The 25,083-nt window shown below is 70.7% G+C and carries 23 protein-coding genes; 10 read left to right on the top strand and 13 right to left on the bottom strand.

Translation table 11 applies throughout. The features are described from left to right. Both ACWDEX_RS30225 and ACWDEX_RS30230 read left to right on the top strand, forming a co-directional pair. Positions 1–918: alpha/beta hydrolase (locus ACWDEX_RS30225; protein ID WP_450467598.1), on the top strand; the 918-nt coding region annotated here is incomplete at its 5' end. 154 nt (positions 919–1,072) lie between these two features. Next, entirely contained in the window at positions 1,073–2,605 is a 1,533-nt protein-coding gene (locus tag ACWDEX_RS30230; protein ID WP_450467600.1) for an alpha/beta hydrolase, read from the top strand. 214 nt (positions 2,606–2,819) lie between these two features. Here the strand turns inward: ACWDEX_RS30230 and moeZ are convergent, their stop codons facing one another. The 7 genes from moeZ to ACWDEX_RS30265 form a co-directional block, all read right to left on the bottom strand. After that, complete coding sequence (gene moeZ / locus ACWDEX_RS30235) at positions 2,820–3,998, bottom strand: adenylyltransferase/sulfurtransferase MoeZ (protein ID WP_450467602.1); 1,179 nt, start codon at positions 3,996–3,998, stop codon at positions 2,820–2,822. Positions 3,999–4,061: 63 nt separating this feature from the next. After that, a complete protein-coding gene (locus tag ACWDEX_RS30240) occupies positions 4,062–4,811 on the bottom strand; it encodes a spherulation-specific family 4 protein (RefSeq protein WP_450467604.1) in 750 nt (249 codons plus the stop codon). After that, complete coding sequence (locus ACWDEX_RS30245; RefSeq protein WP_450467606.1) at positions 4,799–5,761, bottom strand: NAD-dependent epimerase/dehydratase family protein; 963 nt, start codon at positions 5,759–5,761, stop codon at positions 4,799–4,801. The genes ACWDEX_RS30240 and ACWDEX_RS30245 overlap by 13 nt, the downstream gene beginning before the upstream one ends. 161 nt (positions 5,762–5,922) lie before the next feature. Further along, entirely contained in the window at positions 5,923–7,272 is a 1,350-nt protein-coding gene (locus tag ACWDEX_RS30250; RefSeq protein WP_450467608.1) for a hypothetical protein, read from the bottom strand. Continuing rightward, on the bottom strand, positions 7,269–9,002 hold the full coding sequence (locus tag ACWDEX_RS30255; protein ID WP_450467610.1) for a DUF3492 domain-containing protein: 1,734 nt from the start codon (positions 9,000–9,002) through the stop codon (positions 7,269–7,271). The genes ACWDEX_RS30250 and ACWDEX_RS30255 overlap by 4 nt, the downstream gene beginning before the upstream one ends. Before the next feature lie 252 nt (positions 9,003–9,254). Continuing rightward, positions 9,255–10,658 (bottom strand): DUF3152 domain-containing protein, encoded by a 1,404-nt coding sequence (locus ACWDEX_RS30260; RefSeq protein ID WP_450467612.1) that lies wholly within the window; start codon positions 10,656–10,658, stop codon positions 9,255–9,257. An 8-nt stretch (positions 10,659–10,666) separates the two neighbouring features. Then, on the bottom strand, positions 10,667–11,707 hold the full coding sequence (locus tag ACWDEX_RS30265; RefSeq protein WP_450467614.1) for an alpha/beta fold hydrolase: 1,041 nt from the start codon (positions 11,705–11,707) through the stop codon (positions 10,667–10,669). Positions 11,708–11,910: 203 nt separating this feature from the next. Here ACWDEX_RS30265 and ACWDEX_RS30270 point away from each other — a divergent pair, with 203 nt between their 5' ends. The 4 genes from ACWDEX_RS30270 to ACWDEX_RS30285 all read left to right on the top strand — a co-directional run bounded on the left by ACWDEX_RS30270 (position 11,911) and on the right by ACWDEX_RS30285 (position 13,903). Beyond that, positions 11,911–12,132 (top strand): hypothetical protein, encoded by a 222-nt coding sequence (locus ACWDEX_RS30270; RefSeq protein WP_450467616.1) that lies wholly within the window; start codon positions 11,911–11,913, stop codon positions 12,130–12,132. Between the two features lie 259 nt (positions 12,133–12,391). Next, positions 12,392–13,036, top strand: coding sequence for a TetR/AcrR family transcriptional regulator (locus tag ACWDEX_RS30275; protein WP_450467618.1), 645 nt, complete (start codon positions 12,392–12,394; stop codon positions 13,034–13,036). A gap of 164 nt (positions 13,037–13,200) precedes the next feature. Beyond that, entirely contained in the window at positions 13,201–13,428 is a 228-nt protein-coding gene (locus tag ACWDEX_RS30280; RefSeq protein ID WP_450467620.1) for a DUF3107 domain-containing protein, read from the top strand. Positions 13,429–13,633: 205 nt separating this feature from the next. Continuing rightward, positions 13,634–13,903, top strand: coding sequence for a hypothetical protein (locus tag ACWDEX_RS30285; protein WP_450467621.1), 270 nt, complete (start codon positions 13,634–13,636; stop codon positions 13,901–13,903). A gap of 181 nt (positions 13,904–14,084) precedes the next feature. On the opposite strand, the gene ACWDEX_RS30290 is transcribed toward ACWDEX_RS30285, so the two are convergent. Next, entirely contained in the window at positions 14,085–14,822 is a 738-nt protein-coding gene (locus ACWDEX_RS30290; RefSeq protein ID WP_450467623.1) for a ferritin-like fold-containing protein, read from the bottom strand. Positions 14,823–15,284: 462 nt separating this feature from the next. Here ACWDEX_RS30290 and ACWDEX_RS30295 point away from each other — a divergent pair, with 462 nt between their 5' ends. Together ACWDEX_RS30295 and ACWDEX_RS30300 are read left to right on the top strand one after the other, a co-directional pair. Next, positions 15,285–17,717 carry a DEAD/DEAH box helicase gene (locus ACWDEX_RS30295; protein ID WP_450467624.1) on the top strand — a complete coding sequence of 811 codons (2,433 nt, stop codon included), beginning with the start codon at positions 15,285–15,287 and terminating at the stop codon, positions 17,715–17,717. 131 nt (positions 17,718–17,848) lie between these two features. Next, entirely contained in the window at positions 17,849–18,721 is an 873-nt protein-coding gene (locus tag ACWDEX_RS30300; RefSeq protein ID WP_450467626.1) for an alpha/beta fold hydrolase, read from the top strand. Positions 18,722–18,778: 57 nt separating this feature from the next. On the opposite strand, the gene ACWDEX_RS30305 is transcribed toward ACWDEX_RS30300, so the two are convergent. Then, a complete protein-coding gene (locus tag ACWDEX_RS30305; RefSeq protein ID WP_450467627.1) occupies positions 18,779–19,675 on the bottom strand; it encodes an NYN domain-containing protein in 897 nt (298 codons plus the stop codon). A gap of 250 nt (positions 19,676–19,925) precedes the next feature. Between ACWDEX_RS30305 and ACWDEX_RS30310 the strand changes: the two genes are divergently transcribed. Continuing rightward, the gene (locus ACWDEX_RS30310; protein WP_450467628.1) at positions 19,926–20,078 is read left to right on the top strand and encodes a hypothetical protein; all 153 of its coding nucleotides are present in this window, start codon (positions 19,926–19,928) and stop codon (positions 20,076–20,078) included. A gap of 91 nt (positions 20,079–20,169) precedes the next feature. Here ACWDEX_RS30310 and ACWDEX_RS30315 read toward each other — a convergent pair whose 3' ends face one another. The 3 genes from ACWDEX_RS30315 to ACWDEX_RS30325 all read right to left on the bottom strand — a co-directional run bounded on the left by ACWDEX_RS30315 (position 20,170) and on the right by ACWDEX_RS30325 (position 22,591). Further along, the gene (locus tag ACWDEX_RS30315) at positions 20,170–20,775 is read right to left on the bottom strand and encodes a MarC family protein (RefSeq protein WP_450467629.1); all 606 of its coding nucleotides are present in this window, start codon (positions 20,773–20,775) and stop codon (positions 20,170–20,172) included. Positions 20,776–20,931: 156 nt separating this feature from the next. Next, entirely contained in the window at positions 20,932–21,798 is an 867-nt protein-coding gene (locus tag ACWDEX_RS30320) for a PHP domain-containing protein (RefSeq protein WP_450467630.1), read from the bottom strand. Positions 21,799–21,949: 151 nt separating this feature from the next. Then, positions 21,950–22,591 carry a DUF6758 family protein gene (locus tag ACWDEX_RS30325; protein ID WP_450467631.1) on the bottom strand — a complete coding sequence of 214 codons (642 nt, stop codon included), beginning with the start codon at positions 22,589–22,591 and terminating at the stop codon, positions 21,950–21,952. 175 nt (positions 22,592–22,766) lie between these two features. Here ACWDEX_RS30325 and ACWDEX_RS30330 point away from each other — a divergent pair, with 175 nt between their 5' ends. After that, positions 22,767–24,044, top strand: a complete 1,278-nt coding sequence (locus ACWDEX_RS30330) for an MFS transporter (RefSeq protein ID WP_450467632.1) — start codon at positions 22,767–22,769, stop codon at positions 24,042–24,044. Positions 24,045–24,072: 28 nt separating this feature from the next. Here ACWDEX_RS30330 and ACWDEX_RS30335 read toward each other — a convergent pair whose 3' ends face one another. Beyond that, positions 24,073–24,657: a suppressor of fused domain protein gene (locus tag ACWDEX_RS30335; protein ID WP_450467633.1), complete on the bottom strand. Its 585-nt coding sequence runs from the start codon at positions 24,655–24,657 to the stop codon at positions 24,073–24,075. Positions 24,658–25,083: the final 426 nt, after the last annotated feature.

Below are 25,083 nucleotides of genomic sequence, written 5' to 3' on the forward strand. Positions count from 1 at the left end.
GACCTGATGCGGCAACTGCTCGGCGACCGGAAGCTGTACTACTTCGGCATCTCCTACGGCACCGAACTCGGCGGCGTCTACGCGCACTTGTTCCCCAGGAACGTCGGACGGGCCGTGTTCGACGCGGTTGTCGACCCGACACTGACGCCGGAGCAGGCCTCGCTCGGGCAGGCCGGAGGCTTCCAGCGGGCACTCGACAACTACGCCCGGGACTGCACCGCGAAGAGCGCGGGCTGCCCGGTCGGCAGCACCCCGAAGAACGTCGAGAACCGGATCGCCAAACTGCTGAACGGCCTCGAGCGCAAGCCCATTCCCGGCATCTTCCCTCGTCAGCTGACCCGGACCGCCGCGGTGAACGGCATCGTGCAGACCCTGTACTCCAAGGCCTTCTGGCCGTACCTCACCGAGGGCCTGCAGCGGGCGTACGCGGGCGACGGCAGGGTGCTGATGCTGCTGTCGGACTCGTTGAACGGGCGTAACGAGAACGGCCAGTACAGCAATCTCACCGCCGCGAACGTCTCCATCAACTGCGCGGACGAGAAGCCGCGGTACACCGTCGCCGATGTGAGGGCGAAGCTGCCGCAGTTCCGGGCTGTCTCCCCGCTGTTCGGCGACCTCCTGGCCTGGGGCCTGATCAGTTGCACCAACTGGCCCGTGACGGGAGCCGCCTACCACCCGGACGTGCACGCGCCCGGTGCCCCGCCGATCCTCGTGATCGGCAACACCGGTGACCCGGCCACCCCGTACGAAGGCGCGAGGAGGATGGTGAAAGCGCTGGGCGAAGGGGTCGGTGTCGAGCTGACGTACAAGGGTCAGGGACACGGTGCGTACAACAGCAAGAACAAGTGCGTGCAGAACGCGGTGAACCACTACCTGTTCACCGGAAACGCCCCGGCGGTCGGCACCATTTGCTCCTGAGCCCGGACGCCCCCCACCCCCAACGATGCGACGTCCGCACAAAAACCACAGGTCAGGCAGTTATCCACAGGCAGTCCTGGGCTTTGCTCGATCCGCCTACCATGGCCTGACCGCTCTCCACGGCTCCGTGCGGAGGGCTCATGAGGGGGTACACATGTGGCGTTGGGCGAGATGGACGGCCGTGGTCGCCGCCGCCGTGCTGTTGGCCGGTTGCAGCGGCGGTTCCTCCGAATCGGGCCAGGACGAAAAGGGCAGGTCCGGCTCATCGGCGGCGTCATCGCCTGCCGCGCCCTTGGGGCAGCCGTCCTCGCTCACGTCGCAGAAACTCGACTGGGGCCGCTGCAAGGGCGGGTCGGCACCGGGAAGTGACTGGCGGTGCGCGACGCTGAAGGTACCCCTGGACTGGGCGAAGCCGGACAGCGAGACGATCGACCTGGCACTGATCCGGTCCAGGGCGACCGGAGGAAACCGTATCGGCTCGCTCCTGTTCAACTTCGGCGGCCCCGGCGGCTCCGGCATCGAGATGATGCCGTCGTACGCGAACAGGGTCGCCAAGCTCCATGCACGGTACGACCTGGTGAGCTGGGATCCACGCGGCGTCGGCGCGAGCAAGGGGATCCGCTGCCGCAGCAACAAGGCGATCCAGGCCACCGAGGCGATCGACGCGAGCCCGGACAACGCGGCGGAGGAGAAGGCCTATCTCGACGACGCCACGGGTTTCGGCAAGGGCTGCATGAAGAGTGCCGGAAGGCTGCTCTCACACGTCTCGACGACCGACACCGCCCGCGACATGGATCTGATGCGCCGGGTCCTCGGTGATCGGGCGATGCACTACTTCGGCATCTCGTACGGCACCGAACTCGGCGGTGTGTACGCCCACCTGTTCCCGAAGCAGGTGGGGCGCCTGGTGCTGGACGCCGTCGTCGACCCGACCGCCGACAGCGTGGGCCACGCGAGGAACCAGGCCCGAGGCTTCCAGCGGGCACTGGACGACTACCTCACGTCGACGGGTCGCGACCCGAAGCAGGGCTCCCGGGAGATCGCGGATCTGTTGAGGCGAATCGACGCGAAGCCGCTGCCGACATCGTCCGGTCGCGAGCTCACCCAGACCCTGGCCCTCACCGGCATCGTGCTGCCGCTCTACAGCAAGGAAGGCTGGCCCATGCTCACCGGCGCGCTCAAGGCGGCCGAGGCCGGGGACGGTTCCGAACTGCTGGCGCTGGCCGACCACTACAACGAGCGCGACGCCTCGGGGCACTACGGCACGACGACGCACGCGCAACGGGCCATATCCTGCCTGGACAGCAAACAGCGGCCGACGCCTGAAGACACGAAGGAGTTGCTTCCGGAGCTGGAGAAGATCTCTCCCGTGTTCGGCGACTTCCTGGGCTGGGACATAGCGGGCTGGTGCCACAACTGGCCGGTGCCCGGGCAGTTCGATCATCCGGAGGTCAGCGCGCCGGGAGCCGCGCCGGTACTGCTGGTGGGCAACACCGGGGATCCGGCGACGCCGTACGAGGGTGCCCGGAAGATGGCCGACGGGCTCGGCAAGGGCGTCGGTGTGGAACTCACTTGGAAGGGCGAGGGCCACGGCGCGTACGGCAGTGGAAGCGACTGCGTGGACTCGACGGTGAACGCCTATCTGTTGGACGGCAGGGTCCCGGAGGACGGCACGGTGTGCCCATGACGCCGGCAGGGCTTCCGGCACCCAGGACGCCCGAGGCCCCCACCGGCGGGAGGGAACACGACGGGACCCGGGCGGAGCCCTGACAAGCCCGCGGCGGGGCCGCCCCTGGGCCTCGGAGTAAGCCGACGCTGACCTGCAACGACAGAAGCCCACGACATCTGAGCTGGTCAGAGCCGTGGGCTTCGTCAAGCCCGCCGGTCAGCGGGAGGGCCGATCAGTAGACCGGCTTGTGTGGCTCGATCTGGTTCACCCAGCCGATCACGCCGCCGCCCACGTGCACCGCGTCCGCGAAGCCCGCCGACTTCAGGACGGCGAGGACTTCCGCACTGCGGACACCCGTCTTGCAATGCAGGACGATCTTCTTGTTCTGCGGGAGGCTCCCCAGTGCGCTGCCCATGAGGAACTCGTTCTTCGGGATCAGACGGGCGCCCGGAATGGAGACGATCTCGTACTCGTTCGGCTCGCGAACGTCGATGATCTCGATGTTCTCCCCCTCGTCGATCCACTCCTTGAGCTGCTTGGGAGTGATCGTCGAGTCGGCGGCCGCCGCCTGGGCCTCATCGGAGACAACGCCGCAGAAGGCCTCGTAGTCGATGAGCTCGGTGACGGTCGGGTTCTCGCCGCAGACCGCGCAGTTCGGGTCCTTGCGGATCTTGACCTGGCGGTACTGCATCTCCAGGGCGTCGTAGATCATCAGCCGGCCGACCAGCGGCTCGCCGGTGCCGGTGAGGACCTTGATCGCCTCGGTGACCTGAATGGAGCCGATGGACGCGCACAGCACGCCCAGAACACCGCCCTCGGCGCAGGACGGGACCATGCCCGGCGGCGGAGGCTCCGGGTACAGGCAGCGGTAGCAGGGACCGTGCTCGGACCAGAAGACGGAGGCCTGGCCATCGAACCGATAGATCGAACCCCACACATAGGGCTTGTTCAGCAGCACGCACGCGTCGTTGACCAGGTAGCGGGTCGCGAAGTTGTCCGTGCCGTCGACGATCAGGTCGTACTGACTGAAGATGTCCATCACGTTGTCGGCCTCGAGCCGCTCCTCGTGAAGGATCACGTTCACGTACGGGTTGATGCCCTGGACGGTGTCGCGCGCCGACTCGGCTTTCGAGCGACCGATGTCGGACTGGCTGTGGATGATCTGCCGCTGCAGGTTCGACTCGTCGACCTCGTCGAACTCCACGATGCCCAGCGTGCCCACGCCGGCGGCGGCCAGGTACATCAGCGCGGGCGAGCCCAGACCACCGGCGCCGACACACAGCACCTTGGCGTTCTTCAGCCGCTTCTGCCCGTCCATCCCGACATCGGGGATGATCAGGTGGCGGGAGTACCGGCGGACCTCATCTACGGTGAGCTCGGTAGCGGGCTCGACCAGGGGTGGCAGCGACACGGGGACTCCGTTGGTCGGTCAATCACTACAGTGGTTCTCCGCTCAACACTGCCACGCCCTTCTTCATTCCGAGACACCCGTTCCGACCCGCGAGACGATTTCGTCCCAGTAGCCGGGCATGGCCTCCCAGGGGTCGGCTCGACCACCGCGGGGCGCCCGGTCGGTGAACCAGATCGTCGCGGCGCCCTGCCAGCGGGCGATGCGCAACGCCTCGTCGAGGTGGCCGCGGGGCACGCCGTGCACGAAGTGGCAGAACCGCTCGGGTGAGTGGTCGGCGGTCCACTCCGCCGCTTGTGACCAGCGGTAGTCGCTCCAGGAGCCGGAGAAGGTGACGAGTTGGTCGGCGTCCTCCGCGTATCCGGGATACGGGTGGGTGCCGTGGCCCAGGACGATATGTCCCGGGTCGAGGAGTGCGCGCAGGGTGGTGACCGCGCGGCGGATCTCGGGGAGCGCGGCGCGCTCCGCGGGGCAGCGGTCCAGGAGGAAGCCGTCGACCTGATACCAGTCGAGATACCGGTGTGCCTCGGAGATCAGCTCGCCGAAAGTGCGTGCGCCGTAGGTGACGTCGAGGTGGCCGAGCACACGTACGCCCGCGGTGTGCAGCCGTCCCGCGGCCTCCCTGCAGTGTGGGTCGGGTCGTGTGCCGGGTCCCCCGCTCACGTTGAGGACGACCCAGTGGAGCGGGGCGCCCGGGCGTGTGAGTTCGCCCCATTCCTGAGGGGCGAGGAGAGGGTGCGCGTAGCCGGGGATACCGAGCCCCGGACTCAGGCCGTTGCTCGTGGTGCCCACCGTGGCAGTGGTCAGATACGGCACGCCGCCTCCATCCAGATGTCGGCGAGGGACTCCTCCAGGTTGATCCGGGGCCGCCAGCCGAGCCGGTCGCGTGCGGTGCGCACATCGGCCTGCTGCCAGTTGCCGCAGCCGTCCGGATAGGGGTACGTGATCGGGGGCGCGTGGTCCGGTTCGCCGCTGCGGGGGTGGGCGATGGCGGGCCGCACCGGGCCGGGAGGTCCGTCGAGTTCGTGCAGGGCGCCGCCGTAGCCGGCGACGCGGGCGAGGACGGCGGCCGCGTCGCGCAGGCGTACGGCGCGGCCCGAGCCGATGTTGATCACGCCTTGGGCGGCGGAGAGCGAGGCCGCGTGGACGGCACGGGCGACATCGCGTACGTCGACGAAGTCGCGCTGGACGCCGAGGCCGCCGAGCTTGAGTTCGCCGTCACCCGACTGCATGGCGCGACGCATGGCCTCGGCGAGGCGGCCGAGCGGGGATCCGGCGGGGGTGCCGGGTCCGGCGGGCGAGAACACGCGGAGCACGACCGCGTCGAGCCCCGAGCCGAGGACCAGTTCGGTGGCGGCGAGCTTGCTGACGCCGTACGGGCCTCCCGGGCGCGGTACCGCGTCCTCGGCCGTGGACGAACCCGACTGGCTGGGGCCGTATTCGGCGCTGCAGCCGATCTGCACCAGGCGGGCCCCGCAGCCGCTTCGGCGCAGGGCCTCGCAGACGGTGGCGACGGCGACGGTGTTGTGCCGGGTGAGTTCACGGGCGCCGCCGCGGATGGCTCCGGCGCAGTTGATGACGACCCCGGGGTGCACCGCGTCCAGGAAGCGGGTGAGCGCACCGGGGCTGCCGGACGCGAGGTCGAACCGTACGTCGGCGTCGTCACCGCGGCCGAGCGCGGTGAGCTGGACGGCCGGATCGGCGAGCAGGCGGTCGGCGACGAAGCGGCCGAGGTATCCGTTGGCTCCGATCAGCAGGACCCTCATCGGGCGGCTCCCGGGGCGGACTCTCCGGTTCGGGAGGTGATCATCTGCGTTCTCCTTCAAGCGTGGTGCCGTGGGACGAAAGGGGACTCGCGGTCTCGGCCCCGCGGGAGGGGCGTACTCGGGCGGTGGCCCGCTCCCGGGGTGGGGCATGGGCCGCGGGCTCAGGGGGATCCGTGCGACGAAGCGTGGGCCGAAGCCCGGGTCAGGCTGCGGGTCGCATGGATCAGCAGGGTCAGGGCGGCCAGGGCGCAGACGACGGTGGGGACCGCGTCCGCACCCCAGGTGTCGGCCAGGGTCTCGACCGGGGTGGCCAGGAACGAGCAGCCGGGAAGGCGGCCGGCGAAGACCGTGGCCAGGGCGCCCGTCTCGGCGGCGGCCGCGGCGCCGAGGACGACAGCCGGAGCGTGCGTGAAGCCGTGCGCGGTGAGCAGCCGGGCGAGCAGCAGGAGCGCGCCGAGGGCGCCTGCTCCGGCGTACGCGACGGACTCGCCGAGCGCAGCCCCGCACAGCACGAGCAGCGCACCCAGGGAGCACAGGAAGAGCCCGAACACGCCCAGCAACAGCGGTGTGACCGCGGCCGCGAACTCCTTCAGGCCGCGACTGGCGGCGAGTCTGCGGCGGGCGCGTACGGCGAGGAGCCTGGCGCACCAGGCGGCCGGACCGCAGGCCAGGGCGAGGGCCAGCACAGGCGCGAGGGCCACGGGCCAGGGTCCATCGGGACCGCCGACGAGCGCGGCGCGCAGCAGCCCGTCACCGAAGAGGGCGTACGCGAGCAGCCAGCACATCCCCGCGCGGGTGGCGGACGGCGTGATGTGGGAGGGGGCGCGCAGTGGGCCGTGGCGGAGTGCCGTGCGCAGGCCGAGCGCGACGGCGAGAGTGCCAAGCGTGACGACGACCAGGCGTGCCCGGCCGTCGGTGAGCCGCAGCCCGATGACGGTGGCCGTACACAGCGTGCCCGGCAGCAGGGCGAGGACGGCCCACGCCCAGTGCTCGCGGGCGGCGTCCGCGGCGGCGGGCCACGGTGGGGGCTGGTCCCCGGCACGCGGTACACGCGCATACATCTCCTCGGCGAGTGAGAACACGTCCCGGTGGCGGAAGCGCGTGGCGGCCGCCCGGTCGGTCAGTCCATGGGCCTCCAGGCCGGCGGCGATCTCCAGCGGGTCGACGGCCCGCTCGCACAGGTCACGGTGCCGGTGCATCAACGCCTTGACGGGGTCGACGGCGCCGCGGCGGGCCGGGGGCCTGCGAACCGCATGGGCGGGCTCGGGGCTCGCAACGGTGGAGCCACGGAGCCCGGGATCCGGCGCCGTGGACTGCGTGCGCGCCTCCCAGGCCAGTTCACCGAGCGCATCCCCCTGAGCGACATGCGCCCCGTCCGCGCCCGGGTGGGCTCCATGCTCTACCTGTGGCCCGGTCTCATCGGCCCACATGAGCCGTTCCTCCCCGCCTGCGTCCCCGGAACCGGGGCTGCCCGGGATGCCGGAGCGGTCCAGTTCTCCGAGGTCGCTCATCGTGCGGCCTCCGCCGCCGGGACGGTTTCATGCTGCGGTCCGGTGGCACGTACGGGTGCCACGACGTGCTCCGGAGCCCATGCCCAGCGCGGTCTCCCGGCCGTTCGGTGCGGCCCGGTCCAGCGGCCGGCCAGGTGCGCCTCCGCAGGCACACCGAAGGGCAGCGGTTCACCCGCGTCGTCGACGGGCACTCGTCTCACCGGCGCGTGGGAGACGACCTCCAGGTACAGGCCGTGAAATGCGGTGATGTTCTGCTCGACGGTGAAGAGTTCGAGGGCTCGCGCGCGGGCGGCCGCGCCGAGGCGCTCACGGCGCTCTGGGTCACGCAGCAGCGCCAGGCATGCCTCCGCGAGCGCCCGCGGATTGCGCGGTGGGACCACGAGTCCCGTACCCCCGATGACCTCGACCACCGCGCCGACGTCCGTGGACACCGTGGCCCGCCCGCAGAACATGGCCTCCACCAGACTGATCGGGAAGCCTTCGATGACGCTTGACAGGACGACGACCGCCCCGGACCCGTAGGCCTCCGCCAGGTCGGGCATCTCCGGGCCGCCGATGTCCTCGAAGGACACCGGGTTGTCACCGACGGCATGCACACCTTCGGCCTCGTCGGGGAAGAGCTGTGCGGCCAGTGCCCTGCAGTGCCCGAGGTAGGCGGCGCCCTCGGCACCGGAGGCGGCCCCGACGATCCGCAGGCGCGCCGCCGGCTCCTCCTTGTGGATCCGTGCGAAGGCGTGGAGCAGGGAGACCAGGTCCTTGGCGGGCTCCACACGCCCGACCCAGACCAGCGTGTACGGGTCCGCGCCGTCGGCGGATTCGCCCACCTCGGTGAAGCGGGACGCCTCCATGCCGGGGTAGACCGTGCGCAGTTTGGCGCGGTCGGCACCGCACCGTTCCTGCCACCGGCGGGCGTGGGTGTTGCCGGGCGTGATGCAAGCGGCCCGCCGGTACACCTCGGCGGCCAGCCCGCGATGGAAGGCGGCGAGCAGCGTGCGCACCGCGGAGGGTGCCTCGCCCGGCGCCCCCAGGTAGTGGGCGCGCAACCGGACGCCGTATTCGGTGACGAGTAGCGGGACGTCGGCGAAGTGCCGGGCGAGAAGCCCGGGCAGGGCCGCGGCACCGCCCGTCGTGGCATGACAGAGATCGACCGCACCCAGACCGTCGTCCTCGTACCAGTCGAGCGAGAGCGGGCGCAGGGCGCGCTCGATGTGGGCGGCCACGTCGAGCAGATCGGGGACGCGGGCTGCGCGCGCTGCGCGCAGGGCGCCGGGCGCGTGACAGGCGCTCTCCAGGGCGCGTACGGCGGTCTCGGAACGCAGTGCGCCCGTCAGCCCGCCCTCGTCTCGGGCGAGTTCGGCGAGTGCGTAGAGGGCGTGACCGAAACGGTCCGTTGCGGAGCCGACCGGTACGGACGCGCTCTGTGGTGCTGTCGGCTCCGAGGCCGTGCACAGTGCGGCGGCCAGTTCCCCGTAGGCCTCGGCGAACCGCCGTCGCACCCGGCGCCCGTAGACGACCCCGTCGCCCTCCGCGGTCCACAGGGGTGCCGTCCGTACCCGGCTGACCTGTGGCGGCAGCGGGATCCAGCCCTCGGCCTCCTGCCGCTCGCTGCGGCTGAGGGCGTAGACATCGAACTCGTGCTGGCCGAGCCCACGTACGAGGCGGTCGCACCAAAGCCCGGCGTCACCGCTCACATACGGATAGCCGCCCTCCGTAAGCAGTCCGACGCGCACGAACGCACCCCCGATCTCCCGTGTGGGGAGCCGCCCTTGCCCCGGCGGCTCGCAGCGGGACGAACGTATGCGGACAGCGCGGTCGCGCGATGGACGGTTGTCCATCGCGCCACCAGAAGGGGTGAACGGTCGTAACTTTCCTGCACGGAACGCGTTTATTCGCGCTAAGCGATCAAGCAGTCACGTTTCGGCCAGGGCGGCCGGCCTCGGACCGGCCATCACTCACGCCGTGGCCGGATCCGGGACCACCCGTCAACGGCTGGGAAACGGCCAGGGATTGGGTAGGCAGTGGATTCCGTCGTGGTCGAGGAACTTGGTCTGCTGCTGCATGACCGGGGCCAACTCGCCGTTCTTGTCGCAGGAGACGTGGCCGTGGCCGAGGCGGTGACCGACCTCGTGGTTGATCAGCATCTGACGGTAGGCGTGAATCTCGTCACCGTATGTCGTCGAGCCCTGCGCCCAGCGATAGGCGTTGATCACCACACGCTCGGTGGCGGCCGAGTCGCAGGAGACGTTGTCCACCGTCGTGTCCAGGCCTGACTTGGCGCACCAGGCGGCGGTGGTGCCGGGACTGGCCAGGGTGATCACGAAGTCGGGTTCGCCGGAGGAGACGCGCTCGAAGACGTGCCTCTCGCCGTGGGCCCAGCTGCGGTTGTCGTTGAGGGTCCTCTGCACGGCCTGCGCGAAGAGTTCGCCGTCCAGACCGAGCCCCTTCTCCACGTCCACGCGATACCGGTACTTCCCCTTGCCGGACACCCTGTCGACGCCGGGGACCGTGGTGAACGTGCCCGGTCCCTTCAAGGTGGCGCTGAGCGGGTACCTCCGGCCCATCGCCTGCTGGTACGTCAGCGTGGTCACGCTCGGCGAGCCCGAGGGGGTCGCGCCGTCGCCCGACCCGGCGGAGCCATGGGTGTGGCGATCCTCGTCGGCGGCGGACTGCGACCGCCCGGCGGTGTCGCCGTGTCCGTCGGCGACCTGGCCCGCCACGACGACCGCGAGCGCGGTGGTGACGGCTGCGGCCGCGATCCCGGTGAACGTACGCCCCTTGCCGCTCGCCTTGGCCTGCGCGCCGCCGACCTCGGTCACCGACGGGTAGTCGGGCTCGATCTCCCGCTCGGTGTCGCGACCGTCGGCGAGAGGGGCGCCACCGGTGCGACGGGGCGCGAAGACGTCGTCGTCCTCGTCGAAGGCGTCGAGGTAGTCCTGGCGCGGGCCGGGCCGGGACCGCTGGGCGGGGATGCGGGGCACGGGGCGTCCGGGCGGCGCGCTCGGCCGAGTACCCGCGGGCACGGACCTCTCGCGGAACTCGCCCCATCCGCCGCCGGGTTCGCGTAGCTGGGGGTGGTCGCCGCGGCCTTGGGGGTTGTCGTCGGCCGGCGTACCGTCCGCCGCAGGCGGCATCGCACGGGCGTGCGTACCGTCCGCAGGAGGCCGAGTGCTCCCGGCCGACGCCCCCTGTACGAACCGCGGGACGCCTCGCGTGGGCGTCCCCTCGGTACTTCCTCGGGGCGGCCTGCCGCTCATCGGGCCGTACCGCCCGACGGCCGTGGGCGCCTGCGCGCCGCGGGCCGATGGGTCGGACGCCGATATGCCGGGCACCGCGCCCGTGTCCGTGTTCCTCGCCTGGCTTCGCCCCTTGCGGCTGTGCCGTCCCACCCCGTGCCTCAGCTCCTCGCTCCGGCGTCACCGGACTCACCCATCGCGACGACACCACCGGCTTCGCCCCCGACCGCGTCTCCCGGTCCAGCCGACTCGCCCGTGTCCGCGAGGAGTTCACGGAAGGCCGTCGCCACCCGTTCCGGGTACTCCATCATCGCTACGTGCCCCGCGTCCGGCAGGGTCAGCAGCCGGGAGTCACGGAAGGAGCTCGCCGCTCGCCGGGCCATGCGGAACGACACCAGTTGGTCCCGGCCGCCGTACACGAGCAGCGTCGGCGCGAGCACCCGCTCCGCCTGACGCCACAGCCCGTGCTGCCCGCCGAGCGTGTACGCGTTCACGATGCCGCGCGCCGAACGTGCCATCGCGTCCCAGAAGTACGGCAACCTCAGCCGTCGTTCCATCTCCTCGACCGCGCTGCGGAAGCCCTCCGGGGTGACGCGCCCGGGGTCGCCGTAGCACAGTGCCATGACCCCGCGGACGCGCTGCTCGGCCGTCCAGCCCCTGGTGTACCGGGTGAACAGGGAAGCCACTCCGGGCAGCGCGAGCATCCCCGTCGGGATCGCGCCGCGCTGGATGAAAACCTCCGGGAGCGCGGGCGAGACGAGGGAGAGCGTACGGACGAGGTCGGGACGTACGGCCGCCACACGCGTCGCGACGGCGCCGCCCAGCGAGTTGCCGAACAGGTGTACGGGACCGCGCTCGGCCGCGTCGAGATAACGGATGACAGCGCGCGCGTGCCCGGTGACCGAGTAGTCGCCGTCGTCCGGAGGCGGCGAGTCACCGAAGCCGGGCAGGTCGACCGCCTCACCGTCGACGAGCCCGTCGAGCAGCGGCATCAGCGCCGACCAGTTGCGGGAGGAACCACCGAGTCCGTGCACGTACAGCGCGGGCGGCAGGCCCTCGCGCACCGGCGGCCTGGACCGCACCGCCAGTGTGACCCCCGGCAATCCGACCGACCTGAGCCGCTCACCGTCCTCGCCCCCGACGGGCGACACCTTCGGGAGCACATTGGTGGCCGGGGCGGGCGGCATCTCGGTCGAAGACATGCGGCAATGTTACGAGACGATCACACAGTCGATCTGTGTCCGCCGTCACACGCGACAGGAGCGGCGCGCCGGTCACCGCGCTGCGTCCCCGCACCGCACATAGCGTCCCGATCGGGTGTCTCCTAGGCTCGAAGCAGGGTACCCGCATGTGGCCCCCCGCCTCTTTCAGGACCGTTCCAGGAGTTCTGGGAAGGGAGCCCACCATGGCCGTAGACCCCACTGATCCCGAGACCTTCGAGGAGGACGAGACCGCCACCGCTGAACTCGGCGTGGAGGACTCGGAGCACGACACCGCGGAGCAGTTCGCGGAGACCGCCTCGGAGCAGGACGAACCCCTGACCGAAGAGGAGATCCTGCGCGCCAACGAGGCCGACCTGGTGGAGCAGAAACGCGTCGTCAAGCTGGACGAGGACGAGTACCGGTGAGGGTCGGCGAGCTACGAGGACGATCACATTCCACATACGGGCGATCGCGCACGGTAGGGGGCCGCAAACCGGTTCTTGACTCCGAGCGCCCGCTCCCCGCTCCTCCCCCGCCCGCCCTGCCCCTGTTTGCAGGGCTCCGCTCGGCTTTGACTGCTGTTCGGTCCGTGAAATTCTGCGCTCGCACCGCGCACACCACGGTTACCGAAAAGTACGATGGCCGAGCGGCGCACACCGCATGTGGACGATTTTGGGAGGCGGCGTGACAGCCATCGAGCAGACAGAGGCGGCACGCCCGCGGGGCACTCGCCTGCCGCGCCGTGCCCGACGGAACCAGTTGCTGGGCGCCGCACAGGAAGTCTTCGTGGCGCAGGGGTACCACGCGGCCGCGATGGACGACATCGCCGAGCGCGCCGGCGTCAGCAAGCCTGTGCTCTACCAGCACTTCCCGGGCAAGCTCGATCTGTATCTGGCCCTGCTGGACCAGCACTGCGAGGCCCTGCTGCAGGCTGTACGGAGCGCGCTCGCGTCGACGACCGACAACAAGCAGCGTGTTCGGGCCACGATGGACGCCTACTTCGCGTACGTGGAGGACGACGGCGGCGCCTTCCGGCTGGTGTTCGAGTCCGATCTGACGAACGAGCCCGCCGTGCGCGAGCGCGTCGACAAGGTCACGAACGAGTGCGCGGAGGCGATCTGTGACGTCATCGCCGAGGACACCGGACTCTCGCGGGCCGAGTCGATGCTGCTGGCCTCGGGTCTGGGCGGCCTCGCCCAGGTCGTGGCACGCTCTTGGCTGCACAGCGACCGCAGCGTGCCGCGCGACCAGGCGGTCCAGTTGCTGACCTCGCTGGCCTGGCGGGGCATCGCGGGCTTCCCGCTGCACGGCAACGAACAGCACCACTGAGCGGCACGGCAGCCTGACGCGCGGATCACACGGCGGGTTTGTTCCCGCCGGATGTTCGCTCCTGGCGTGCCGGAGCGGAGCGTGCACGTCCCCTCACCGGGCTAATGTGTGCTGGTACGGCGCGGACGGCCGCGCACATCACTGACCGTCGGAGGGACAAAGCCGTGGAGGTCAAGATCGGCGTGCAGCACGCGCCCCGCGAGATCGTTCTGGAGAGCGGTCAGAGCGCCGAAGAGGTGGAGCGCGTCGTGGCCGATGCGCTGGCCGGCAAGTCGCAGCTGCTGAGCCTTGTGGACGAGCACGGCCGAAAGCTCCTCGTACCGGCCGACCGTCTCGCGTACGTGGAGATCGGCGAGCCGGCCCCGCGCAAGGTGGGCTTCGGCACGCTGTAGTTTCGCAAAGGGCCCGGTGGCAGGTGCCACCGGGCCCTTTCCTTTGCCTCCCGCTACGTCCGCTCAGGCCCGGCTCGGGCCTCTCAGGGGCGCACACAGGCGGAGCACATGATCCACGCGAAGGAGGATTGCGCTCCGCACGCCACGGGTAGGACCGGCTACGACCGTTTTGCCCTGGCAGTAGCCGTGCGGGAGGGAACTCGTCATGCTCATGGAAGCGCTCGGCTCCGCCGTCCTCGGGCTCGCCCTGGCATGGGCGGCCGCGCATCGGCTGCCGCACCGGCTTCCGGCCCGCGCCCTGGTTCTGTCGACCGGTGTGGCGGGGGCTCTGCTCGGTGCGTTCCTCACCCACAGCGCCCTGGTCTCGGCCGGTCTCCCGGTGATCGTCGTCGGGGCGCTGACCGTCTCCGCGGCCTCGCTGTCCCTGCTGCTGCGGCCCGCGGAAAGATTTCGCCGCCGGTCGGCGACGGCCTGAGAGCCGGCCGCCGGGCCCGGCGGCGACCCGGACGCCCGACAGGACGGATTCGGCGGCGGTCATGACGACCGCACCGGGGACACTACGGCGGGCGGCCCGCTACGACGACGCGCCGCCTGCGGCGACAGCGGCCACGGTCGGCCACACGAGTGACGCGTGTGCCCGGTGACCCACGTGACGGTCAGGCGGCGAGGCCCAGTGCGGCCATCCGCTTGGTGTGCGCCTCGGTGATCCGGGAGAACATCTTGCCGACTTCGGCGAGGTCGAAGCCGTCCGCGACGCCGCCGACGAGCATCGTCGACAGCGCGTCCCGCTCGGCGACCACACGCTGCGACTGCGACAGGGCCTCGCCCATCAGCCGCCGCGCCCACAACGCGAGTCGCCCGCCCACGCGCGGATCGGCGTCGATCGCCGCGCGCACCTTCTCGACGGCGAAGCTGGCGTGCCCCGTGTCGTCGAGGACGGCGAGCACGAGCCCACGCGTGTCGGCATCGAGCCTGGCCGCGACCTCGCGATAGAAGTCGCTGGCGATCGAGTCGCCGACGTACGCCTTGACGAGCCCCTCCAGCCAGTCCGCGGGCGCGGTCTGCCGGTGAAAGCTGTCGTACGCCGCGACGAACGGCTCCATCGCCTCCGTCGGCGCCGCACCGATCTCGGTGAGCCTGTCCCTGATCCGCTCGAAGTGGTGGAACTCGGCGGACGCCATCTTCGCCAGTTCCGCCTTGTCCGTGAGCGTCGGCGCGAGCTTCGCGTCTTCCGCGAGCCGTTCGAACGCCGCCAGCTCCCCGTACGCGAGGGCGCCGAGCAGGTCCACGACGGCGGCGCGGTACTGGGGGTCGGCGGAGGCCTTCGCCCAGTCCTGGGCGGCGACTCCGGTGAGTTCGGCGGATGCGTCGGGGGCATTGTCAGGCGTCGTCATGAAGCGCACAATAGCCCCCTCACTGCCCCGCGGAAGTCCCTGGTGAATCAGTGTGACGACGGCTACGTGACCGAATCGGCCGCCGCGCGTGCGCGATTCCGGGGTATGGTGGTAATGCGCCTGCCGAAGACTCGACGGGCCGCACGTATGAGGATGCCCGGTCGGTGGCCCGATCGGCTCCGACCCGACAGCCCTCCTCGTCGGTACAAACCTGTACTTACGACATCCGGAGGGACCCTCAGCGGTACGAGCGCTGGAGCGTCGGCGTGGTCCCGTGCCACAGGCCCGTCCCCAAGCAGGCCGACGTCATCCGGCACGGTCACGACCCCCGCGCTCGCCTCGCACCGCGCTCACAGAAGAGGCAGCACCCTGACTACGACCTTTCGTGAACTCGGAATCTTCCCCGAGACGGCCGAGGCCCTGGATGCCGTCGGCATCACTCATCCCTTCCCCATCCAGGAGATGACGCTCCCCGTAGCTCTCTCCGGTACCGACGTCATCGGCCAGGCCAAGACCGGCACAGGCAAGACGCTGGGCTTCGGCCTCCCGCTCCTCGAGCGCGTCGCTGTTCCCGTCGACGTCGAGGCGGGCCGCGTGAAGCCGGAGGCCCTCACCGACGCCCCGCAGGCGCTCGTCGTCGTCCCCACCCGCGAGCTGTGCACGCAGGTCACCAACGACCTGCTGACCGCGGGCAAGGTGCGCAACGTACGCGTCACCGCCATCTACGGCGGCCGGGCGTACGAACCCCAGGTCGAGGCCCTGAAGAACGGCGTCGACGTCGTCGTCGGCACCCCGGGCCGCCTGCTGGACCTGGCCGGCCAGGGCAAGCTCGACCTGAAGCACGTGAAGTGCCTGGTGCTCGACGAGGCCGACGAGATGCTCGACCTGGGCTTCCTGCCCGACGTCGAGAAGATCATCAACATGCTTCCGGTGAAGCGCCAGACCATGCTGTTCTCGGCGACGATGCCGGGCGCGGTCATCGGCCTGGCTCGCCGCTACATGTCGCGGCCCACGCACATCCGCGCCACCGCGCCGGACGACGAGGGCGCAACCGTCGCGAACATCGCGCAGTTCGTCTACCGCGCGCACTCCATGGACAAGCCGGAGATGGTCGCGCGCATACTGCAGGCCGACGGCCGCGGGCTGGCGATGATCTTCTGCCGTACGAAGCGGACGGCGGCCGACATCGCCGAGCAGCTCCAGCGGCGCGGCTTCGCGTCCGGCGCGGTCCACGGCGACCTGGGCCAGGGCGCGCGCGAGCAGGCTCTGCGAGCCTTCCGCAACGGCAAGGTGGACGTGCTCGTCTGCACCGACGTGGCGGCCCGCGGCATCGACGTCGAGGGCGTCACGCACGTCGTCAACTACCAGTCCCCCGAGGACGAGAAGACGTACCTGCACCGCATCGGCCGTACGGGCCGCGCGGGCGCGTCGGGTACGGCGATCACGCTCGTCGACTGGGACGACATCCCGCGCTGGCAGCTGATCAACAAGGCGCTGGAGCTGGACTTCAACGACCCTGCGGAGACGTACTCCTCTTCCCCGCACCTCTTCACCGACCTCGGCATCCCCGAGGGCACGAAGGGTGTGCTGCCGCGCTCGGAGCGCACGCGTGCCGGGCTCGCGGCGGAGGAACTGGAGGACCTCGGCGAGACGGGCGGCCGGCAGGCACGCGGGCGCCGTTCCTCCGCCGCGCCCGCAGAACGCGAGCGTCCGGCACGTACGCCGCGGCGTCGGCGTCGTACGCGGAGTGGAGCGCCGGTGGACACTCCGGCCACCGCCCCCACGGAAGCCATGGAGACGGCCGAGGCCGTTGAACCGCGCACACCGCGCCGACGCCGCCGTACGCGCGGCGGGGCGTCGGCGGAGCCGACTGCCGTCGTGCCGGTGACGGAGATTCAGACGGAGACTGTTGAGCCCAAGGCTCCGGAGGCGGCGCGGGTGGCCGTCGAGACGGCGGAGGGTACCGTGCCGGCCGAGCCGGCGAAGCCGCGCCGTCGTCGGACCCGCAAGGCGGTGGAGGCGACTCCGGTCACGGCCGAGGCTCCCGCTGCCACGGAGGCGGCTCCGGCTGCCGCCGAGACCGCCGCGGAGGCCACGGAGGCCACGGAGGCCACGGAAGCCAAGCCCCGACGGCGTACCCGCAAGGCCGCTGCCGCCGAGGCAGTCGCCTCGGTCCCGGCCGAGGACGTGGTGGACACCGTCGAGGCGGTGGAGACCAAGCCGCGCCGCACCCGCAAGACCGCGGCCGCCCCCGAGACCGAGGCGACCGCCGAGGCCGAGACCCCCACCAAGCCCCGCCGACGCACCCGCAAGACCGCCGAAACCGCACTCGACACGGCAGAAGGCACCACGGCGGACACGGAGACCCCGGCCAAACCGCGCCGCACCCGCAAGACCGCGGCCGCCCCCGAGACCGAGGCGACCGCCGAGGCCGAGACCCCCACCAAGCCCCGCCGACGCACCCGCAAGACCGCCGAAACCGCACTCGACACGGCAGAAGGCACCACAGCGGACACGGAGACCCCGGCCAAACCGCGCCGCACCCGCAAGACCGCGGCCGCCCCCGAGACCGAGGCGACCGCCGAGGCCGAGACCCCCACCAAGCCCCGCCGACGCACCCGCAAGACCGCCGAAACCGCACTCGACACGGCAGAAGGCACCACAGCGGACACGGAGACCCCAGCCAAACCGCGCCGCACCCGCAAGACCGCGGCCGCCCCCGAGACCGAGGCGACCGCCGAGGCCGCGGTCCCGGCGCAGGCGGGCGAGGAGCCCGAGGCCAAGCCGCGACGCCGTACGCGCAAGGCGGTGGCCGCCGAGGCGGAGGTTCCGGCGCAGCCGGACGAGGCTCCGGCCAAACCGCGCCGGCGCACCCGCAAGGCCGCGGAGAGCTGACGCGACAACTGCCCGATGGCCCGTCTCCACACTTCGTGGGGGCGGGTCATCGGTGTTCCGGTGGCCGTGTACGCAGCGACGTCGCCCAACCCCGCACCCGCCACCTCCCGGACGCCCGGTAGCCTCACCCCATGAGCCGTCCCCCTACCTTCACCCCGCCGCCCGGTGTCCGGGCACACCGGCTCGTCACGCAGCGGGGGGAGTTCGCCGTGCTGGAGGCCGGCGCGGTGACGACACGGGTCAAGGGGACCGCACTCCTGTTGCCGGGATTCACCGGAAGCAAGGAGGACTTCATCCTCCTTCAACCGCTGCTCGCTGCGGCCGGGTACCGGACCGTCGCCCTCGACGGGCGCGGCCAGTACGAGTCACCCGGCTCTCGGGACGACGAAACACCTTACACACAGGGCGAGTTGGCGCGGGATGTCATCGCGCAGGCATACGCCGTCGGGGGGCCGGTGCATCTCCTCGGGCACTCGCTGGGCGGTCAGATCGCCCGCGCCGCCGTCCTCCTCGACGCGTCCCCGTTCCTCTCGCTCACCCTCATGTCCTCCGGCCCGGCCCAGATCTCCGTCCCCCAGCAACAGCGCGTCAAGCTGCTGCGCGACGCCCTCGCCGTAATGGACATGGCTCAGGTCTGGGACGCCATCCAGGCGTTGGAGCCGCCCGAGGCGGCCGGTGCCGGGGACCTCGACGAGGGGCTCTCCGACGGGGACGACCTGCGGCGCCGCTGGCTGGGCAACAGCCCCGCCCAACTCCTGGCCACGGGTCGGCAGCTGTGCGAGGAACCCGACCGGGTCGCCGAGCTGGCCGCCACCGGTCTGCCGGTGCACGTGCTTTCCGGGGACCGCGACGACACCTGGCCGCTCCCGCTCCTGGACGACATGGCCACCCGGCTGGACGCCCACCGCACCGTCGTACCGCGCGCGGAGCACTCCCCCAACACCGACCGGCCCGACCACACGGCCCGTGCCCTGGCGGCCTTCTGGGACCGGCTCTCCGCCTAGTACTGCAACGACACTCGCAGTACTAGGGGCTGAGCCAGGCCCAACCCCTGCCGGTCCTCAGTACTGCACCTTCAGATGCTCCCAGAAGCCGTCCCGCAGCGTGCGCCGCAGATCGGACTGGCCGCGCAGCGAGTACTGCAGCAGGCTCTCCGCCTCCACCAGCAGGTCCTGATCGACCGAACCGGGCAGGTACGGGTGTCCGGGCAGCAGCTCCGCCAGCGATTCCCGGCCCCGAGCCGCCAGCCACTTCGCCGCGATCTGCGCGCCCACGAAACGCACGTCCTCGCGCGTGGGGCGGGCCACACCCGACACTTCGTACGTGACGGCCGTCCGCCGCGCCACGTACGGCCTGAAGAAGTCGAGTTCGAGGGTGCGCTGACTGTCGACCTCCCACAGCAGCGGCTCCGCCTGGTTGCGACCCTCGGGCGCCTCGATGCCCCACAGGTGCACCCGAGCGCCGTACCCCTGCGCCGCCTCGACCGCGGACACCAGGTCCTCGTCACCGCCGATGAGCGCCGCGTCGCTGATGGCGCGATGCCGGGCCAGTGACTCGAGGTCGGACCGGATGAGGGAGTCGACGCCCTTCTGCTGGTTGTTGGCGTTGAGGTTGCCGAGCCGCACCTTCACGTCCGGGAGTTCGGCGATGGACTGCTGTTCCGCCGTGTGGATACGGCGCCTCGCACCGTCGTACCAGTACACGCGCAGCAGCCGACTGTCCGCGAAGACCGTGCGCGCCGTGTCGATGAGCGCCTCGATCAGACCCTCGGCGTCGACGTCGAAGGCCCGGCGGTCCTCGGTGCCGGCGACAAGCCGTCCCGCGGCCGCGTACAGATAACCGGCGTCGACGAAGATCGCATGGGTCGAGGGCGTCTTCGCCACCTCGGCGAGCATGCGCTGAAGCAGCTCGTTCGTACGGTCGATGCGGGCGCCGAGCGCCACCAGGTCGTCGTTCATATGCCTCCATTGTCCCGTCGGTCACGCTGCGAACACAACCGGCCCCAAACAGTGCACCGTGAATCACAACCGGAACTGTATGGGCCTCTTGTCCGGCAAGGTGGTTAGGGATTCGAAAATTTTCCTTAGCGTAGGGAATCTTTGCAGTGGGCATCTCGTTGAGCATTGGTGGGACGGGGGCAGAGCCGCCCCACGCTCCACTCACCAGTAGTTCTCCTCAGGAGGATGACCAGACGAAGGGAGAAGCCGTATGCGCTTCGAAATCATGCGACTCGACGACGTCGACGGCACGGCCGTGGACAGCACCGTCGTGGACGCCGCCTCCGTCAAGCAGATCGTTCAGCAGGCCGCGGCCATAGGGCAGCGACTGTGGATCCGCCCGGCCGACACGCCCGCCTCGTAATCACCCGCCCCGGCGCACGCACGTCAGACTTCGGAGCCCCGCACGGCAGATGCCGTGCGGGGCTCCGTGCGCAGGGGTGCCGCCGAGGCAGTCAGCCTCCGTGGACGATCTGGGTGATCCCGTTGACGATCTGCTGCACGGCGATCGCGGAGAGCATCATGCCCGCGAGCCGGGTCACGAGGACAACGCCACCGTCCTTGATCACGCGGATGATCAGCAGCGAGTAGCGCATGACCACCCACAGCACGACGTGGATCGCGAGTATCGCCGTCCACACGGACACCTGGGTGCCCACGCTGTCGGCCTTCTGCACCGCCAGGATCACGGACACGATCGCACCCGGCCCGGCCAGCAGCGGCATACCGAGGGGCACGAGGGCGACATTGACGTCCTTGGTCTGCTGCGGCTCGTCGGTCTTGCCGGTCAGCAGGTCGAGGGCGATCAGCAGGAGCAGCAGCCCGCCCGCGATCATCAGCGCGGGCACGGAGACGTGCAGGTAGTTGAGGATCTGATGGCCGAGTACGCCGAACACGGCGATGACGCCACCGGCCACGCAGACGGCCTGGAAGGCCATCCGCTTCTGCACCTTGGCGGGCCGCCCGCCGGTGAGCGCGAGGAAGATCGGGATGATCCCGGGGGGATCCATGATCACGAAGAGGGTGAGGAAGAGGGAACCAAAGACGGCGACGTCGAACATGGGGGCCTTGCAGAGAGGTACGGACAAGCATGCGGCGGCGGGCGGGCCACGGCCGCTGGGGACAGTGATCGCGGCCTGGGGCACGCGACGGCGGGGCACTGCGGCAGGCGCCGGTGCCTCGAGATCAGAGGGGACTCGCAGAGAACTGCGACAGGGTCAGGCGCTCAGGCGTCCACCGGCGCCCGGCACCGGGAACGCCCCGGTGGCTCGGCGGATGATCTCCCCGTACACCTCGGGGTCGGTGGTGAACTCCCCGAGCACGCACGTCTTGCGGCTGCCGTGGTAGTCGGAGGATCCCGTGGCGAGGAGTCCCAGTTCGTCCGCCAGGCCGCGCAGCCGTGCCCGGGTCGCCGGGTCGTGGTCCATGTGGTCGACCTCGATGCCGTCGAGTCCGGCCGCGGCGAGGTCCGCGATGGCTGACTCCGGCACCGTCCGCCCGCGCTTCGAGGCTGCCGGGTGCGCGAGGACGGTGACCCCGCCCGCGGCCTTGACCAGCCGGATCGCCTCGAAGGGATCGGTCTCGTGCTTCTCGACGTACGCGCGCCCGCCATCGGCCAGCCACTCGGGCGTGAAAGCGTCCGAGACGCTCTCCACGACACCCAGGTCGACCAGCGCGGAGGCGATGTGCGGCCGCCCCACCGAGCCGTCGCCCGCGATGCGCGCCACCTGCTCCCAGGTGATCGGCACGCCCAGCTCCCGCAGCTTGGCGATCATGGCGTGGGCCCGCGGCACCCGGTCGTCCCGCACCAGCTCGCGCTCGGCGAGCAGATCCGGCTCCTCGGGGTCGAAGAGATAGGCCAGCATGTGCACGCTGGTGCCGTTAAGCCGGCAGGAGAGTTCGGCCCCGGTGACGAGAGTCAGGCCCTCGGGCAGCGCGGCGATCGCCTCCGCGTGGCCGCGGGTGCTGTCGTGGTCGGTGAGCGCGACGACGTCCAGTCCGGCGGCAGCGGCGCCCAGCACCAGCTCGGCGGGGGTGTCCGTACCGTCGGAGGCGGTGGAGTGGGTGTGCAGATCGACGCGCACGACACTGACTCCAAGCGGTGACGGGACAAAAGGGGACGCTCAAGGATAACGGGCGTTTCGGCTCGCTCGTCACACCCCAAGCGCGCATACACCCCCTACACGCGCGTAAGGAGGTCAGCCTTGGAACCGCCGACGCCCCGGCCGCCCCGGGTCACGGCTCCAGCAGGCGCGGCGACAGCGCACCGCACGGCAGCAGGTCCACCTCGGCCCCGGCGTCACGCAGATCCGTCAGCACCAGTTCGTCGTACAACAGCATCCCCGTCTGCTCCGGCCAGACGACCGCCCAGAGCCACAGGCCGCGCGCCTCGCCCGCGAAGACCGCACGGTCGTCGGGGGTGCCCGCGAGGTGCCACAGCGGGGTGGGACGACCGGCGGCCAGCACCTTCACCTGGGGCGGTTTCTCGACGTCGAGGTACTGGCCGGGATCCGGGCCGTCGACGCCCGCGTACCACGCACCGAGGCCGACCCCCAGCTCCTCGGCGACGAGGATCAGCTCTCCCACACCACCCAGTGGACCCGGCCCGGAACACGCCACGGCCGTGGCACGACCTCCGCTGCGGTCGTCACCCGCGCACCCCACGCCGGTGAAGAGCCAGCCGACCGGCAGTGGCCACGGCATCCAGACCGGCACCTTGGCGCGGTGCACCACAACGCCGAGGGCCTCGACACTGGGCGGGATCACAGGCTGCAGCGGGTGCACGGTCCCGTGCACATCACACTGCCAGGAGTCGGCAAAGAGTCCGGGAGCCCTGACCCGGCCACCGCACTTCGGGCAACTGGGTTCGCCCCTCATAGGGCCCCACGGTCCTCCCCGTCCGGCGCCGCGTCAAGGACGATCACCCGTCCGACGCATACCCCCCCCCACGGCCCCTCTCGGCGGGAAAGTTAGGTGCATGTTGCATCAATTAGACCCTCTAACTTAATGTGTGTATATACCAACCATCTCGTCGAGAAGTGCGAGGACACCCATGACAAGCACTACAGGGGGAGCCGCCACAGGCACAGCGGCCGAGACAGACCCCACGGACCCGTTCGACAAGGGAGCCGCCGGCCTCCTGCGCCAGCCGAAGGCCGTCTGGGCGACCGCGGGAGCGTCCGTCGTCGCCTTCATGGGCATCGGGCTCGTCGACCCGATCCTTCCCTCCATCGCCAGGGGCCTGAACGCCACACCGAGCCAGGTCTCCCTGCTCTTCACCTCGTACTTCCTGATCACGGCCATCGCGATGCTGATCACCGGCTTCGTCTCCAGCCGTATCGGCGGCCGCAAGACACTGCTGCTCGGCCTCGCGTTCGTCGTGGTCTTCGCCGCCCTCGCGGGCACCTCGAACTCGGTCGGTCAGCTCGTCGGCTTCCGGGCCGGCTGGGGGCTTGGCAACGCGCTGTTCGTGTCGACGGCCCTCGCCGTCATCGTCGGTGCGGCGGCCGGAGGCAGCGCCGCCGCGATCCTGCTGTACGAGTCGGCGCTCGGCCTCGGCATGGCATGCGGTCCGCTGCTGGGCGCGCTGCTCGGCGACGCCAGCTGGCGCTACCCGTTCTTCGGCACCGCGTTCCTGATGGCGATCGGCTTCCTGTGCATCACGGCGTTCCTGAAGGAGCAGCCCAGGCCCGCGCGCAGGACGTCACTGCTGGACCCGCTCAAGGCGCTCGGCCACGGCGGACTGGCCTCCGCGGCGGCCTCCGCGTTCTTCTACAACTACACGTTCTTCACCGTGCTGGCCTTCACCCCGTTCGTGCTGAACATGACCCCGTACAAGTCGGGCGCCGTGTTCTTCGCCTGGGGTGTCCTGCTCGCCGTCTTCTCCGTGCTCGTGGCACCGCGCATGCAGGAGCGGTTCGGCTCGCTGAAGGTGCTGGGTGGCTCGCTGGTGCTGCTGGCGGCCGACGTCCTCGTGCTCGGCTACGGCGACCACACCACCGCCATCGTCTGCACGGTCCTGTCCGGCGCCTTCATCGGCGTGAACAACACCGTGTACACCGAGTTGGCGCTGGGGGTCTCGGACGCGCCGCGCCCGGTGGCGAGCGCGGGCTACAACTTCGTGCGCTGGTTTGCCGCTGCGGCGGCGCCCTACCTCGCGCCGAAGATCGAGGAGTGGAGCGACATCCACATCCCGTTCGTGGTCGCGGCGCTCACGGCGCTGGCCGGCGCGGCCGTGATCGCCGTACGGCGCAAGGCGCTGACCGCGGAGGCGGAGGGGCTGGAGACGCGGCACGCCGCGGAAGACAGCGCCTCGACCCTTGCCGGCTGATACCTCGCGACACGGTTTGTGAGATGGGTCACTCCAGCGGGACGGACGTGCGGGACGGATCCCGTAGGTCCGTCCCAGTCGTCAGCCAGCGCTCCTGGAGAGCCTGCGCACCGTGTACCCGCTTCCAGGCGGCCTCGTTCGGGGTCATGGGGAGCAACGGCAGGAACCGCACGGGGTCGAGGGGCCCGTCGAGCTCGAGGTCCTCGACCAGGCCGCCCGGCTCGGCGACCAGAACCGAGGTGAAGGGTGCACCGGGCCACAGCGGGCCGCCGACGTCGAGCGAGGCGCCAGGGGCCACGACCACACCTTCGACCTGCGGAGACGCGGCGAGCACGGCGAGCGGCCGGAGCACCTTGTCGGTATCGGCCAGGCCGCCGCGGACGGAGAGGATCAGCTCGGCGCGCGGACCCTTGAGCGGGTCGGCGAGCATCGCCGCGGGGTCCGTCATCGGCTGGGCGGACATGCCGAGCGTGGCGTAACGGACGACATCCCCCTCCTGGAAGCGGAGCACCTCGATGCGGTCAGTGCCCAGGAAGGTGACCGCGGCACGCGCGTCCGGCTCACCCAGTGCGGTACGCAGACGGGCCTCGACCAGAGGAAGAACATCAGCCATGCGGTGAGCATAGAACTCGTCAGTACCAGGCAAAGCCGCGCCTTGACACTTCAGTCGGCTGATACTCTTGCCCGGTCGTTCGGGGCAGCACGCAGAAGCGTCGCGATCAAGTCCCGACGCCGATGAGACTCCCCACAGGGGACCGGCCGGAGGAGGTGGGGCTGCCATGGGTCGAAGTCGACCGTGCAGTACCACCCGCTCTTCCTGCCGCTGACGTAGCTGCTCTGGCTCTAGCTGGCTGCCACCTCTCGCATGCGCACCACCACGGAAGAGCGTTTCGTTCCGTTCTGCCTGATCTGACTCAGTAGCGAAACCCGCCACCGCGACGGTGCGGTGCTCCCCGCTTTGTGGACGTGCCAAACATCCGTCTTCAGGACGTCCTCATTCCGGGCAGTTCCAACCGTCCTCGGCGCCTCTCGCTGCTCG

This window comes from Streptomyces sp. NPDC001020, assembly GCF_053599115.1.

Excerpts from the sequence above, each read along its gene's own strand:
- ACWDEX_RS30315 (WP_450467629.1), bottom strand. The coding sequence starts at position 20,775 with ATGTTCGACGTCGCCGTCTTTGGTTCCCTCTTCCTCACCCTCTTCGTG.
- ACWDEX_RS30330 (WP_450467632.1), top strand. The coding sequence starts at position 22,767 with ATGACAAGCACTACAGGGGGAGCCGCCACAGGCACAGCGGCCGAGACA.
- ACWDEX_RS30245 (WP_450467606.1), bottom strand. The coding sequence starts at position 5,761 with ATGAGGGTCCTGCTGATCGGAGCCAACGGATACCTCGGCCGCTTCGTC.
- ACWDEX_RS30285 (WP_450467621.1), top strand. The coding sequence starts at position 13,634 with ATGCTCATGGAAGCGCTCGGCTCCGCCGTCCTCGGGCTCGCCCTGGCA.
- ACWDEX_RS30250 (WP_450467608.1), bottom strand. The coding sequence starts at position 7,272 with ATGAGCGACCTCGGAGAACTGGACCGCTCCGGCATCCCGGGCAGCCCC.
- ACWDEX_RS30295 (WP_450467624.1), top strand. The coding sequence starts at position 15,285 with ATGACGCTCCCCGTAGCTCTCTCCGGTACCGACGTCATCGGCCAGGCC.
- ACWDEX_RS30270 (WP_450467616.1), top strand. The coding sequence starts at position 11,911 with ATGGCCGTAGACCCCACTGATCCCGAGACCTTCGAGGAGGACGAGACC.
- ACWDEX_RS30325 (WP_450467631.1), bottom strand. The coding sequence starts at position 22,591 with ATGAGGGGCGAACCCAGTTGCCCGAAGTGCGGTGGCCGGGTCAGGGCT.
- ACWDEX_RS30300 (WP_450467626.1), top strand. The coding sequence starts at position 17,849 with ATGAGCCGTCCCCCTACCTTCACCCCGCCGCCCGGTGTCCGGGCACAC.
- ACWDEX_RS30230 (WP_450467600.1), top strand. The coding sequence starts at position 1,073 with ATGTGGCGTTGGGCGAGATGGACGGCCGTGGTCGCCGCCGCCGTGCTG.
- ACWDEX_RS30305 (WP_450467627.1), bottom strand. The coding sequence starts at position 19,675 with ATGAACGACGACCTGGTGGCGCTCGGCGCCCGCATCGACCGTACGAAC.
- ACWDEX_RS30265 (WP_450467614.1), bottom strand. The coding sequence starts at position 11,707 with ATGTCTTCGACCGAGATGCCGCCCGCCCCGGCCACCAATGTGCTCCCG.
- ACWDEX_RS30335 (WP_450467633.1), bottom strand. The coding sequence starts at position 24,657 with ATGGCTGATGTTCTTCCTCTGGTCGAGGCCCGTCTGCGTACCGCACTG.
- ACWDEX_RS30310 (WP_450467628.1), top strand. The coding sequence starts at position 19,926 with ATGCGCTTCGAAATCATGCGACTCGACGACGTCGACGGCACGGCCGTG.
- ACWDEX_RS30290 (WP_450467623.1), bottom strand. The coding sequence starts at position 14,822 with ATGACGACGCCTGACAATGCCCCCGACGCATCCGCCGAACTCACCGGA.